This window comes from Psychromonas sp. SR45-3 (assembly GCF_014163575.1).
Taxonomy (GTDB): Bacteria; Pseudomonadota; Gammaproteobacteria; order Enterobacterales; family Psychromonadaceae; genus Psychromonas; species Psychromonas arctica.
Window position 1 is genome coordinate 112,852 of sequence record NZ_JACJDP010000009.1, and the last position, 14,355, is coordinate 127,206.

13 protein-coding genes are annotated in these 14,355 nt (G+C 37.9%); 12 read left to right on the forward strand and 1 reads right to left on the reverse strand.

Annotated elements, in window-relative coordinates:
* Window positions 1-9: 9 nt before the first annotated feature.
* From H5084_RS07475 to H5084_RS07530, 12 genes are all read left to right on the forward strand, one after another.
* Window positions 10-1,224 carry an IscS subfamily cysteine desulfurase gene (locus H5084_RS07475; RefSeq protein WP_028868610.1) on the forward strand — a complete coding sequence of 405 codons (1,215 nt, stop codon included), beginning with the start codon at window positions 10-12 and terminating at the stop codon, window positions 1,222-1,224.
* A 46-nt stretch (window positions 1,225-1,270) separates the two neighbouring features.
* Complete coding sequence (gene iscU, locus H5084_RS07480; RefSeq protein ID WP_028868609.1) at window positions 1,271-1,651, forward strand: Fe-S cluster assembly scaffold IscU; 381 nt, start codon at window positions 1,271-1,273, stop codon at window positions 1,649-1,651.
* Between the two features lie 70 nt (window positions 1,652-1,721).
* The gene (gene iscA / locus H5084_RS07485; protein WP_028868608.1) at window positions 1,722-2,045 is read left to right on the forward strand and encodes an iron-sulfur cluster assembly protein IscA; all 324 of its coding nucleotides are present in this window, start codon (window positions 1,722-1,724) and stop codon (window positions 2,043-2,045) included.
* A gap of 90 nt (window positions 2,046-2,135) precedes the next feature.
* A complete protein-coding gene (hscB, locus tag H5084_RS07490) occupies window positions 2,136-2,645 on the forward strand; it encodes a co-chaperone HscB (protein WP_028868607.1) in 510 nt (169 codons plus the stop codon).
* Window positions 2,646-2,677: 32 nt separating this feature from the next.
* Window positions 2,678-4,546: a Fe-S protein assembly chaperone HscA gene (gene hscA, locus H5084_RS07495; RefSeq protein WP_028868606.1), complete on the forward strand. Its 1,869-nt coding sequence runs from the start codon at window positions 2,678-2,680 to the stop codon at window positions 4,544-4,546.
* 31 nt (window positions 4,547-4,577) lie between these two features.
* Entirely contained in the window at window positions 4,578-4,916 is a 339-nt protein-coding gene (fdx, locus tag H5084_RS07500) for an ISC system 2Fe-2S type ferredoxin (protein WP_028868605.1), read from the forward strand.
* A gap of 73 nt (window positions 4,917-4,989) precedes the next feature.
* Window positions 4,990-5,190 (forward strand): Fe-S cluster assembly protein IscX, encoded by a 201-nt coding sequence (iscX, locus tag H5084_RS07505; protein ID WP_028868604.1) that lies wholly within the window; start codon window positions 4,990-4,992, stop codon window positions 5,188-5,190.
* A 57-nt stretch (window positions 5,191-5,247) separates the two neighbouring features.
* Window positions 5,248-6,546, forward strand: coding sequence for an aminopeptidase PepB (pepB, locus tag H5084_RS07510; RefSeq protein WP_182690071.1), 1,299 nt, complete (start codon window positions 5,248-5,250; stop codon window positions 6,544-6,546).
* A 478-nt stretch (window positions 6,547-7,024) separates the two neighbouring features.
* A complete protein-coding gene (locus tag H5084_RS07515) occupies window positions 7,025-7,447 on the forward strand; it encodes a hypothetical protein (protein WP_028868602.1) in 423 nt (140 codons plus the stop codon).
* 308 nt (window positions 7,448-7,755) lie between these two features.
* Entirely contained in the window at window positions 7,756-10,800 is a 3,045-nt protein-coding gene (locus tag H5084_RS07520) for an FAD-binding and (Fe-S)-binding domain-containing protein (protein WP_182690072.1), read from the forward strand.
* 123 nt (window positions 10,801-10,923) lie between these two features.
* The gene (locus H5084_RS07525; RefSeq protein ID WP_028868600.1) at window positions 10,924-11,352 is read left to right on the forward strand and encodes a hotdog fold thioesterase; all 429 of its coding nucleotides are present in this window, start codon (window positions 10,924-10,926) and stop codon (window positions 11,350-11,352) included.
* A gap of 39 nt (window positions 11,353-11,391) precedes the next feature.
* Window positions 11,392-12,231 (forward strand): S1 RNA-binding domain-containing protein, encoded by an 840-nt coding sequence (locus tag H5084_RS07530; RefSeq protein WP_182690073.1) that lies wholly within the window; start codon window positions 11,392-11,394, stop codon window positions 12,229-12,231.
* A gap of 479 nt (window positions 12,232-12,710) precedes the next feature.
* Here H5084_RS07530 and H5084_RS07535 read toward each other — a convergent pair whose 3' ends face one another.
* Window positions 12,711-14,345 carry an FMN-binding glutamate synthase family protein gene (locus H5084_RS07535; RefSeq protein WP_182690074.1) on the reverse strand — a complete coding sequence of 545 codons (1,635 nt, stop codon included), beginning with the start codon at window positions 14,343-14,345 and terminating at the stop codon, window positions 12,711-12,713.
* Between the last annotated feature and the right edge of the window lie 10 nt (window positions 14,346-14,355).

A 14,355-nucleotide genomic window follows, 5' to 3' on the forward strand; every position in this document is an offset into this window, starting at 1 on the left:
GAGAAAAAAATGAAATTACCGATTTATCTTGATTATTCAGCAACAACCCCCGTTGATCCTCGTGTTGTTGAAAAAATGGTGCAGTATTTATCAGTAGATGGTGACTTTGGTAACCCAGCGTCACGTTCTCACCGTTTTGGTTGGCAGGCTGAAGAAGCCGTTGATATTGCTCGTGAGCAAATTGCCGACTTATTAAATGCAGATTCTCGTGAAATAGTTTTCACATCAGGTGCAACTGAATCAAATAACCTTGCAATTAAAGGTGCTGCACATTTTTACCAGAAAAAAGGTAAACATATTATTACTGCTAAAACTGAGCATAAAGCGGTTTTAGATACTTGTCGTCAATTAGAGCGTGAAGGTTTTGAAGTGACTTATCTTGACCCAAAAGAAGATGGCATCGTAACACCTGAACAATTAAAAGAAGCATTACGCGACGACACAGTATTAGTAAGTCTGATGCATGTGAATAACGAAATTGGTGTTATTCAAGATATTGCTGCATTTGGTGAATTATGTCGTGCTAATAAGACTATTTTACACGTTGATGCCGCACAAAGTGCCGGTAAAATTGAAATTGACGTACAAAAAATGAAAGTGGATTTAATCTCTTTCTCTGGTCATAAAATTTACGGCCCTAAAGGTATTGGGGCATTATATGTTAGCCGTAAACCGCGTATTCGTTTAGAAGCACAAATGCACGGTGGTGGACACGAGCGTGGTATGCGTAGTGGCACATTAGCGACGCATCAAATTGTAGCAATGGGGGAAGCATTCCGTATTGCAAAAGAAGAGATGGCAAGCGAAAACGAACGTGTTCTAGCATTACGTAATCGTCTATTAAATGGCGTTAACGATATGGAAGAAGTGTATGTTAATGGTTCGTTAGAAAATCGCGTTGCAGGTAATATTAATATTAGCTTTAACTATGTTGAAGGTGAGTCATTAGTAATGGCACTGAAAGACTTAGCAGTTTCTTCTGGTAGTGCGTGTACTTCTGCGAGTTTAGAGCCTTCATATGTTTTACGTGCAATTGGTCGCGACGACGAATTAGCACATAGTTCAATTCGTTTTAGTATTGGTCGTTTCACTACTGAAGCTGAAATTGATTACGCTATTAAAATTATCCGTGAAAACATCGGCCGTTTACGTGATATGTCGCCATTATGGGATATGTACAAAGAAGGTATCGACATAAACAGCATTGAATGGTCTCATCATTAATCAATACCGACGTAAACACTATTAAAAGAATATAAGGAATACAATCATGGCTTATAGCGAAAAAGTAATCGACCATTATGAAAATCCACGTAACGTTGGTTCATTTGATAAAGATGATAAAAGTGTTGCAACGGGTATGGTTGGCGCACCAGCTTGTGGTGACGTAATGAAGTTACAGCTTAAAATTGATGCGAACGGTATCATCGAAGATGCTAAGTTCAAAACTTACGGTTGTGGTAGTGCAATTGCTTCTAGCTCATTAGTGACTGAATGGGTTAAAGGTAAATCATTAGAAGAAGCTGGAAAAATTTCTAATACTGAAATTTCTGCTGAGCTTGCTTTACCTCCTGTAAAAATTCATTGTTCTATTCTTGCAGAAGATGCAATTAAAGCAGCAATTGAAGATTACAAAAGCAAAAATGCTTAGAAAACATAGCTAAGTGATAGTGTTGTACTATCACTTAGCGTGTTTATGAATTAAATAAACGGAGTCGATTTTGGCTATTACACTGACAGAACCTGCTGCAAAGCATGTATCAAATTTTTTAAAAAACCGTGGTAAAGGCCTAGGCTTACGGATCGGTGTTAAAACTTCAGGCTGTTCTGGAATGGCTTATGTACTTGAGTTTGTAGACGTTCTAAACGACGATGATGAAATGTTCACCGACCACGGTGTTAATATTATTGTTGATAAAAAAAGCTTACTTTATTTAGATGGTACTGAGTTAGATTTTGTTAAAGAAGGTCTTAACGAAGGTTTTGAATTTAATAACCCTAACACTAATGGTGAATGTGGTTGTGGTGAAAGCTTTAGCGTATAAAAACGCAAGTCTCGATATTATTGAAGTCTGACTAATACACTAGTATGGTCGGACTTTATTGTTTTATTATTACCAAGTTAGGAAATCGTTTTGAATTATTTTGAGTTATTTTCTCTACCTGTTGAATTTTCTGTCGATCAAACTCGGTTATCTCAAACTTACCGTGACTTACAAAAACAATTCCATCCAGATAAATTCACAATGCAAGATGATCGTGCACGCCTACAAGCTATGCAAAAAAGCACAGAAATTAATGATGCTTTTCAAACCTTAAAAGACAGTTGCTTGCGAGCCCAGTACCTACTAAAACTGAGTGGCTTAGATATTGAATTAGAACAGCGTACCCTTCAGGATACTGGTTTCTTAATTCAACAAATGGAGTGGCGCGAAAAAGTCGCTAACTTTACCGAAGATGATGAACAAGCAATAGAAGCGTTCAATCAAGAAATCTCTGCTTTAGTTAAAGGTTTAGAAGCAGAAATTGAAACTGCACTACAAGCAGAACAATTAGAAACAACAGCAAACCTTATCCGCAAATTAAAATTCATGCTAAAACTTCAAGTTGAGCTTGAGTTATTAGAAGAAAAATTATTCGATTAGTAATACTCGAAAAATAATAGGATTATCAACGCATGGCATTACTTCAAATTGCAGAACCTGGTCAATCAGCAGCACCTCATCAACATAAACTTGCAGCGGGTATTGATTTAGGTACCACCAATTCATTAGTCGCTACCGTGCGCAGTGGTGAAGCAACAACGCTTAAAGATATTGAGCAGCAAGATATGCTGCCTTCAGTCGTTAACTATGCTTTATCTGCAGAAAATACGCCGCAAGTTTTAGTTGGCAAAAGCGCTTTAGAAAAATCGGTAAGTGATCCTCTTAATACCTTAGTGTCAGCTAAACGCTTAATGGGTAAGTCTTTGGCCGACCTAGACCAAACACATCTTCCCTATGAATTTTCTGCTCATGAAAGTGGCTTAGCACAAATCAATACCGTATGTGGCCCGATCAATGCTGTGCAAGCATCCTCTGAAATTCTTAAAGTTTTGGCACGACGTGCTACAGAATCTTTACAAGGTGATTTGAGTGGGGTGGTTATCACCGTGCCTGCTTATTTTGACGATGCGCAGCGCCAAGGTACAAAAGATGCAGCTCGTTTAGCTGGCTTGCATGTATTACGTTTATTAAATGAGCCAACTGCTGCAGCTATTGCCTACGGGTTAGACTCTGGTAAAGAAGGTCTGATTGCTGTCTATGATCTAGGTGGTGGTACCTTTGATATTTCAATTTTACACTTACATAAAGGTGTTTTCGAGGTGTTAGCTACGGGGGGAGACTCTGCATTAGGTGGCGATGATTTTGATGCTGAAATTGCAAAATGGATCCAAGTACAAGCAGGCATTGAAGGTAAAGTTTCTCCTCAGCTGCAGCAGGAGTTATCAAAAGTTTCTCGTGCAGCTAAACAAGCACTTTCCGATGCAGATCAAGTTGACATTACATTGCAACAAACTGGTTGGACTGGGACGTTAAGCAAAGATATTTTTGAAACATTAATTGCTAAATTAGTTAAGAAAACAGTTCGCGCATGTAAACGTGCATTAAAAGATGCCAATGTTTCGCTTGAAGAAGTGGTCGAAGTGGTCATGGTAGGCGGCTCAACACGAGTACCATTAGTGCGTACAGCGGTTTCTGAGTTCTTTGGTAGAACATTATTAACCAGTATTGATCCCGATAAAGTAGTGGCTATTGGTGCCGCGATTCAAGCTGATATTTTAGTGGGTAACAAGCCTGACTCAGAAATGTTATTACTTGATGTTTTACCGCTATCTTTGGGGTTAGAAACGATGGGGGGATTAGTTGAAAAAGTGATCCCTCGTAATACGACTATACCCGTCGCACGTGCACAGGAATTTACTACCTTCAAAGATGGCCAAACGGCTATGATGATTCACGTATTACAAGGTGAACGAGAATTAGTAAGTGATTGCCGTTCTTTAGCTAAATTTGTATTAACTGATATTCCGCCAATGGCGGCAGGTGCTGCACATATTCGTGTTACGTTCCAAGTCGACGCTGATGGGTTATTAAGTGTCACTGCGATGGAGAAATCATCGGGTGTTCAGGCTTATATCGAAGTGAAACCAACTTACGGCTTAAGTGATGAGCAGGTAATGACTATGTTGTCTGATTCCATGACATTTGCGGAAAAAGATATTCAAGCTCGTATGTTAGTGGAACAACAGGTTGAAGCTAAACGCGTCGTTGAAAATTTACAAGCTGCAATGAAAAAAGATGGTGAGCAATTACTTAATGATCAAGAGTATGCTCAAATAACGACAGCAATTGACGCACTAATCGTACTCTCTGATGGTGATGATATCGATGCGATTAAAGAAGCAATTAAAGCTATTGATAAATTAACCGACCACTATGCAGAGCGCCGCATGGATGTTTCAATCAAAGCTGCTTTAACGGGTCATACCGTTGACGAAATTTAAGCTAAATTCAATAAATTAGAAAGGTTTTAAGATGCCAAAAGTTATATTTTTACCGCATGAAGAGTTGTGTCCAGAGGGTTTAGTTGTTGAAGCAAAAGATGGCGAAACTATTTTAGATGTGGCTTTAAAAAATAAAATTCATATTGAACATGCCTGTGAAAAATCATGTGCTTGTACAACCTGTCATGTCATTGTGCGTGAAGGTTTTGATTCGTTAGAAGAAAGTGATGAATTAGAAGATGATATGCTAGATAAAGCTTGGGGCCTTGAGCCTGAATCTCGTTTAGGTTGTCAAGCGTGTTTACAAGGTGAAGACTTAGTAGTTGAAATTCCAAAGTATACGGTTAATATCGTGTCGGAAGGGCATTAATTTTTTATCTAATAAATTAAGCTAAAGTTAATGATTAAATTTTTGTTGTCGTATTACTTTTAGGAGCGATTAAATGAACTTAAAATGGATAGACTCTTTAGATATTGCATTAGCGTTAATTGATAAATATCCAGACCAAGATCCGCTAGCAATTCGCTTTACAGATTTACGTGATTGGGTATTAGCATTAGAAGAATTTGATGATGATCCTGAACATTGTAGTGAACGCATTTTAGAAGCAATTCAACTTTGTTGGATTGATGAAAATGATTAATACAATCAATTAATAAACGCGAGCCTAGGCTCGCGTTTTTGTCAATTAAGGAATTTTATGAGCCAGTCATTTTTAGTTAATTTATCTGATCAAAAAGCGGATCCGATTTGGGGAGAGAACGCACTTTTATCATTTGATAAGCAACAAGCGACGATACATATTGACTATATCAATGATGTTTTATCACAAGTACAAAGTGCAGCGCGTAAATTAGATAATATGTCATTACCCAATATAAAATTAATTGGAGAACAATGGAATTCTGATTTGTGCTGGGCATTTTGCCAAGGTTTCTATAATGCAAAAACAGGTGCCAACGTTGAATTCCCTGAATTAGACGATGAAGCAATTAGTGCGCTAAAAAGCAAAAAATTAATCAGTGAATGGGTTCGAGAAACGATCAATCTGGGGCCTGCATTGGTCACTCCTGAAGTATTGTGTGAAAAAGCCTGTTTACTATTAGAGCAAGTTTGTGCTGATAAAGTACCTTTAAAATACAAACTTATTTTTGGTGAGCAACTCAATGTAGACGGTTATGTTGGTATCTATGAGGTAGGTAAAGGCAGCACTAATATGCCGTGCATGTTACAACTTGATTATAATCCAAGCGGTGATCAAGATGCGCCCGTTGATTTTGCGCTAGTGGGCAAAGGGATCACTTTCGATTCTGGTGGTTACAGTTTAAAACCGAGTGCATCAATGGCTGCTATGAAAAGTGATATGGGCGGTGCAGCAACGGTCACAGGTGCTTTAGCATTAGCCGCTGCAAACGGTTTACAAAAGCGTGTTAAATTGTATTTATGCTGTGCAGAAAATATGGTGAGTGGCAAAGCCTTTAAACTAGGTGATGTGATTAATTATAAAAATGGCATTAGCGTTGAGGTTTTAAATACTGATGCAGAAGGGCGTTTAGTACTGGCCGATGGTTTAATCGCGGCACAAGAAGATGGCGCAAAGCTGATTATCGATGCCGCAACGTTAACAGGAGCAGCTAAAGCGGCTGTTGGGCGTGATTATAACTGTATTTTAAGCATGGACGACGAGTTCACTGAGTCTGCATTAGAAGCTGCAAAAGATAACAATGAAAAATTATGGCGTCTGCCATTAGCCCCTTTTCACTTGCAACAAATTAGCTCTGCATTTGCTGATATTGCCAATATTCATAGCGGTGGTGAAAGCATGGCTGGCGCCTCTACTGCAGCTGCATTTCTTGCTAAGTTTGTCGAAAAACCTGAGCAGAACTGGGTTCACTTTGATCTGTCTGGTAGTTACCAATTGGCTGCAAACGGCTTATGGTCTGTTGGTGGCAAAGGGCACGGTATTGAAACGATCAGTGCTCTTTTATTGAAAGATTAGTTAATGTTTTTTGACTTGGCTTAAAGCTGTAATGGTAATCCAATCAAATAAAAGCCAATACTTTATGCCAGGTATTGGTTTTTTCATTTTAAGGCTGTTATTTATTTGGCCATAAATATCATTAATTTAAGTTATGCCATTAACTCCATTAAGTATGTGATCAAATATTGCGCAGTAAAAATGACTCGTTTTAAGGGGGAAATTATGTCAAATGATTGTTTCCTTTGCAAAATATCTAACGCAGAAGTGATGTATTTAAGCAGAAAGATCGATCAGATATTTAGCAGAGTGGTACTAAATGTCTAACAAATAAACTCAGCGCATCTTTAACAGTAAAATGCCCAAAGCATTTAATTTTTGTCATTGAATATTGACAAAAAATTTTGACGCATGGAATCTGCTTTAAAAGTACGTATAATGCGCATTAATTTTAGGTATTTAACCTACATTAGCATTATTTAAGTTGAGAGTTGTTATTATGGTCAGTAAAGCATTTATTTTTATGTTCAGTATTTTGTACTTAGCGGGCTGCTCATCGGTTTCTATTGGCCCTATTGAGGCTGGGGAAGACAGCTATGTTATAAGCAAAGAGCCTGCGACCTTTTCAAGTGAAGAAGATGATTTATTAGCTTCTATTCTGGCACAAGCAAATGCTTATTGTTTAGAGAAAAAGCGTCATATGGAAGTTAAACATCTCAATGAATATACGGGATTTTTTGGTAATGATACTAAAACAACCTTAGTTTTTGCTTGTTTGAGTGAAGAAAATGAAACCTATCAGCCTATTGCGCCCGTTGTTATTGCAGCGCCTGTTGCGCCAATTCAGCCTAATACGCCAGCACCTGAGCCTGAACAACCAAAATTCTTTCCACAGGAAAAGCTAACTAACTACGCTTTTTAAATAGTGTTAGGTTTTGAAACTTTTTATTAATTTTTTTCATTAAATACCTTAATCTAAATATGAGGTGTTTAATAACGAAATCTCTCCAGAGGCTTTAATCTAAGCCTCTGTCTTAACTATTTTAATGCATTCGGTTTAGCATAAATCATTAATATAGTGGATATCAATAGCACTCCAAACCCCGTAAATAGGCAATAATTTTAATAGCAAAAGGCCTATTTTATCATCTGTTTTATGGTTATTTATGCTATTATCTGAAGCTATTTTTTATCCCCCGTATATCATTAATAGATTAGAGCGTTTTACACATGATCCCAAATTTAAACCATCAAGAGAATATCAAGCAGGATACTTTTGCGTTTATCAAAGCATTAAGCGAAAGTGATTATGCAGGTGAAATTGCAAAAAGTTATGCTAGCCGCTTAGCTGTTGCAACGGATAACAGTGTTTATCAATGTCTTCCACAGGCAGTTCTTTACCCTAAGTCGACGCAAGATATTATAACCCTTTGCCAACTTGCCCAACAAACCGAGTTTGCAGATATACGCTTTTCACCGCGTGGTGGTGGTACGGGGACTAACGGTCAATCTCTGACTAATGATATTGTTTTAGATTTATCTAAGCATATGAATAACATCCTTGAGATTAATCCCAAGGATGGTTGGGTTCGTGTACAAACCGGCGTTGTGAAGGATCAATTAAACGACTATTTAAAACCGCATGGTTTATTCTTTTCCCCTGAACTCTCAACCAGTAATCGGGCAACGATTGGCGGCATGATCAGTAATGACGCATCGGGACAAGGATCTTTGGCTTACGGTAAAACCAGTGACCATGTTTTAGCATTAACGTCGGTTCTTATTGACGGTAGTTTATTAGAGAGTAAACCTCTTGCCGCCGTTGATTTGATAGACCAAGTTGAACGAGAAGACTCAATTGGTGCTATTTATCGTCAGGTTATCGATACCTGTGAATCCCAGCAGGACAATATCGAAAATACATTCCCTAAGTTAAATCGTTTTCTAACCGGTTATGATTTAAAGCATGTATATGATCATGAATCGGGCACTGTGGATTTAACGCGTATTTTATGCGGAGCGGAAGGCTCTTTAGCTTTTATTACTGAAGCGACATTACACGTACAACCTATCCCTACTTACCGTACGTTATTCAATATTAAATATGATAGTTTTCAATCTGCATTACAAAATGCGCCTTTTTTAGTTAAAGCAGATGCATTATCCGTAGAAACAGTTGATTCAAAAGTTTTAAATTTAGCAAAACAAGATATTGTATGGCATAGCGTAAAAGACCTAATTACCGACGTGCCAGGACAAGTATTAGATGGCATTAATATCGTTGAATTTGCTGAATCGGATCAAACGATACAACAGCAAAAGATTGATGCGCTGACCGTGATGCTGGACGGTTTAATTAGCAATAAAGAAGCGGGTGTTATTGGTTATCAAATTTGTAGTGATTTAGCTGATATTAATAAAATTTACGGTATGCGTAAAAAAGCGGTAGGGTTATTAGGTAAAGCAGATACTCGTGCTAAACCTATTCCATTTGCTGAAGATACTTGTGTCCCTCCAGAAAATTTAGCTGCTTATATTATTGAATTCCGTCAATTGTTGGACGACAAAGGATTGCATTATGGCATGTTTGGCCATGTTGATGCTGGTGTGTTGCATGTACGCCCAGCCTTAGATCTTTGTGATCCTGAGCAAGAAAAACTGATGCGTGAAATTTCAGATAAAGTGGTGGCATTAACGGCTAAATATAAAGGCCTGATGTGGGGGGAACACGGTAAAGGATTTAGAAGTGAATACGGACCTGAATTTTTTGGTGAAGTGTTATTTAATGAGCTGAGAAAAATTAAAGCTGCTTTTGATCCAAATAATAGAGTTAACCCAGGTAAAATTTGTACCCCTTTAAATTCGACTGAACAGTTAGTCAGCGTTGATGCTGTTAAACGAGGTACATTCGATCGTCAAATACCGATTGAAGTGCGAGAAAGTTACTCGCAAGCACTTGATTGTAATGGTAATGGGTTGTGTTTTAACTACGATACAAAATCGCCAATGTGTCCCTCGGTTAAAGTCACTAAGGACCGTGTACATTCACCTAAAGGTCGAGCAGGTCTCATGCGTGAATGGTTACGTCAATTAGCGAATAATGACATTGACGTATTAGCATTAGAAAGTGATCTCTATGCGGGTAAAAATGCCAGTATTTTTACTAAGTTTAAAAATACCTTATCTAAACGTAACGGTGAGTATGACTTCTCACATGAAGTGATGGAGGCAATGCAAGGTTGTTTAGCATGTAAAGCATGTACGTCTCAGTGCCCTATACAGGTCGATGTTCCGACATTCAGATCTCGCTTCATTCACTTGTATCACGACCGCTATCTACGTCCTATTAAAGACTACTTAGTGGCTTATGTTGAACAATATGCGCCGCTAATGGGTACCATGCCGAGATTTTTTAACTTCTTCACTGGGTTAAAAGTGACCTCGACCTTAACGGAGAAAGTAGTGGGTATGGTAGATATTCCACAACTCTCTACACCGACCCTAAAATCCACTTTAAATCAACATGATATTAGTGAGTTTGATTTAACTAAGTTACAAGCATTAAGCGCAACTGAGCGTGAAGACTATGTGTTAATAGTACAGGACCCGTTCACAACATATTATGATGCAGATGTGGTTCGTGATTTAATATTGACAGTCAAAAAGCTTGGTTATAAGCCAGTGTTATTGCCTTTTAAACCCAATGGTAAGCCACAGCATATTAAAGGTTTTTTGAGTAAATTCGCTAAAACAGCAAAAGACTCAGCAGCATTTTTAAATCAAATGGCTGAGCTGTCTATCCCTATGGTTGGTACTGACCCTGCTATGGTGCTTTGTTACCGTGATGAATATAAACAAGCGCTAGGTAATGAACGCGGTGCTTTTAATGTTCAACTGTTTCAAGAGTGGTTAAAACCGCGCTTGAAGGGAGAGGTTAAAACAGCTAGTAATGCCGATTTTTACTTATTAGGACATTGTACTGAAAAAACTGCAGAGCCAACAGCGGGCAATGATTGGGTGACGATTTTTAAACATTTTGGTGGGTCATTATCAGAAGTTGCGGTTGGGTGTTGTGGTATGGCTGGTACTTATGGCCACGATGCGGGTAAACTAGCGGATTCAAAAGCGATTTATAGCTTAAGTTGGGAAGCTGAAATTGCTAAACGTGAACGTGCGCAATGTTTAGCAACGGGATATTCCTGCCGTAGCCAAGTTAAACGTATTGAAGGCGAAACGCTGAAACATCCAGTACAAGCCTTATTAAGTTTACTGTAAACAACCTGAGTGCTTAATTTAAATAAAAAAGACGCTTTCATTATCCAGCATTGAGATTAAATATTAACCTTAAATGATAGCTAATATAGTCACCGATAAACAATAGTTAATCTAAGGGGCACGATGAGTATTTGGAAGAAAAGCACTGATTTAGCTCGATTAAATGCAATCAGTAAAGATACAATTATTGCACTATTAGGTATTGAATATACTCAAATTGGTGACAACTTTATTGAAGCTGTTATGCCTGTTGATTCGCGAACACATCAACCTTATGGTTTGTTACACGGCGGAGCATCGGTTGTGCTTGCTGAAACACTTGGTAGTGTAGCTGCTAATTTAGTCGTTGCTGAAGATAAGGTTTGTGTTGGCTTAGAAGTTAATGCTAACCATGTTAGAAGTATTAAAAAAGGCACTGTGACAGGCACTGCAACGGCGGTCCATATTGGTTATAGTACGCAGATTTGGCAAATAGAAATTTGTAATGAGCGTCAACAGTTAGTATGCACCTCACGATTAACTGTAGCGGTTATTGATAAACCCAAACAATAAACACCCCATACAATGGGGTGTATTTAAAAAGAGAGAATTATGATTAAAGTAGGCACTTATAACGAACTTAAGATCGTTAAAGAAGTGGATTTTGGCCTGTATTTAGATGCAGGTCATGATTTAGGTGAAGTTTTATTACCTAAACGTTACGTCACCGAAAGCATGAAAATTGGGCAAACTATTTCAGTATTTTTATATTTTGATTCTGAAGACCGTTTGATTGCGACCACACAACATGTAAAAGCCATGGCGGGTGAGTTTGCGTCATTAAAGGTCATCGATACAAATCGTGCAGGTGCGTTTTTAGATTGGGGTCTACCAAAAGATTTGTTGGTACCATTCAATCAACAGAAAGTGGCGATGAAAACGGGCTTAGGATACATAGTTTATGTATACCAAGATGATATTAGTGAGCGACTATTAGCCTCGTCTAAATTGGACCGTTTTTTAGATAAAGTGCCTGCAAACTATAAAGTGGGCGAAAAGGTTGATTTATTGATTGCAGATCGTACCGATATTGGTTTTAAAGCGATTATTAATAACCTACATTGGGGGGTTATTTTTGAAAGTGATGTGTTCGGTGATTTGGGTATTGGCAAAAAATGTAAAGGTTACATCAGACGTATTCGTGAAGATGGCAAAATTGACCTGAGTTTAACGCAAACTGGTTATGCAAAAATGGATGGTTTGTCAGATCGCATTTTATTAACCATGAAGCAACACGATGGATTCTTGCCATTATCAGATAAAAGTAGCCCTGAGCAGATTGCCAAAATTTTAAAAATGAGCAAGGGCAACTTTAAAAAAGCCATTGGTCAGTTATATAAAAATGGCGATATCGTGATTGCCGATAATGGTATTACTGTCACTAATAAATAATCATTTTTTCTTTATTCGTGCATTAGTTTTGCAATAAAGAAACGAGTAAGGTTAAGTGGTGATTGCTAATTAATCTGGTCTAATTAATAGTCACCCATTAAGAATCATTAAAAGCGCTTCGGCGCTTTTTATTACGTTTTCACTGCTCTTAGGATTCTACTAAGGCTGTTATTTTAATTTAAGCTATGTTTTTAACTCATCTAATCGGATAAGTTTTTTTCTTAAATTATGTTCAACAAGCGAAAGTAGTATTGTTTGTAGCAATAAATCCCTTTGTGCGTAAATTGCAACCCATTGGGCCTTGCTTCAAGTGTCTTGCAATCTAAAATTCGAACCATGAGCAAGAATGTTCCTAAGTTTACTGAAATTCTTCTTAGCTCCAATGATTTCATTTTGATCAGTAATTTGTTTTTATAGCTTTTATAAGTGAATTATTTTTATTGGTACCATATTCATAGAAGGTTTTAATTTCTTACCCGTTAGCTAACTTCTAATGATTTGAGTATAAATAAGTCATCGGCATAAAAACGTTCAGCACTGCTCGCTTGCCACCATTGTTGCCAACATTTATTCAAATCCTTATTGTCTATTAATGCATTTGTTGTCAACGGTTTTGCAAAACTATTGACTGACATTTGACCTCCATTGGGTGTACGTTGTTTTACCATCTGTGGAATGAGCTTAGCGGGATCATCTAACCCCATACTACCGACTAATTCAAAAAAGCTCGCCATGGTATTAGCATGGTAGTTTTTAACGCGTTCACTTTTTACTACTATATCGAGAGCTTCAGATCTTGCTTGATCTTGCGTCGCGATACCCGTCGGACAAAGGTTCGTATTACAATGCCTGGATTGGATACAACCTAATGCCAACATCATAGTTCGTGCCGCATTTACAATGTCAGCACCAGCAGCTATTTTCGCTAATATATCAAAGCTAGACGCTGTTTTACCTGACGCTATAATTTTTACTTTATCGCGTAAACCGACACCGATTAAGGCATTATTAACGACACTAACACCCTCTAAACAAACTAAGCCTAATCTATTGGAGAATTCAACGGGTGCAGCTCCTGTGCCTCCCTCTGCACCATCAACAGTAATAAAATCAGGGGTAATACCTGTTTCTATCATTGCTTTACAGATACTTAAAAATTCCGCAGGATTACCGATACATAATTTAAACCCAACAGGTTTACCATTACTTAACTCGCGTAATTGTTCAACAAAAGCTAACAAGGCTTTAGGAGTTGTACATTCAGGGTTGACGGCTGGGGATATACAGTCTTGATCTTTTGAAATATGCCTAATACGTGCTATTTCATCGGTAATTTTGGCTTTAGGTAATACGCCACCATGGCCAGGTTTAGCACCTTGAGATAGCTTTATTTCGATCATTTTTATCTGCGGTAAAATGGCTGTTTTTTTGAAACTAACGGGATTAAATTGTCCATTTTCATCACGACAACCAAATAAACCAGAGCCTATTTGCCACACTACATCCCCACCATGCTTTAGGTGATATGGGCTAGCCGCTCCTTCGCCGGTATTATGGTAACAACCTGCTTTTTTAGCACCTAAGTTAAGTGCTTCAATAGCATTGGTGCTTAATGAGCCAAAGCTCATTGCTGAAATATTAAAATAAGAGGCAGAATAAGGTTGTTTGCAATTCGCCTCGCCGATTAATACGCGCTTAGCTTCTGCTTTGACATGGGCAGGGGAGAGTGAATGCCATAAACTTAAATAGTTATCTTCCATTAAATTACGCTGAGTGCCAAAGGCAATAGTATCGCGGAGATTTTTTGAACGTTGATAAATGAGTGTGCGTTGTTCTCGGTTAAAGGGCATCTCTTCGGTATCGTTGGCAATGAAGTATTGCTGAATTTCGACTCGATAAGATTCGAGAAAGTAACGTAAATAAGCTACCACAGGGTATAGTCGATTAAGCGTATGAGCACTGCGATAAATATCGTAAAAGCCAATGATCGTATACGCTAAAGTGCAGATAAGTAAAATAAAGCTAAAAGCACTTTGATTCTGTATAAAAAAGTAGCCCGCTGATAAATTACCAAGAGTAGCAATTAACCAAAGAAATTTTTGCATAATTGTCATTAATTATTCC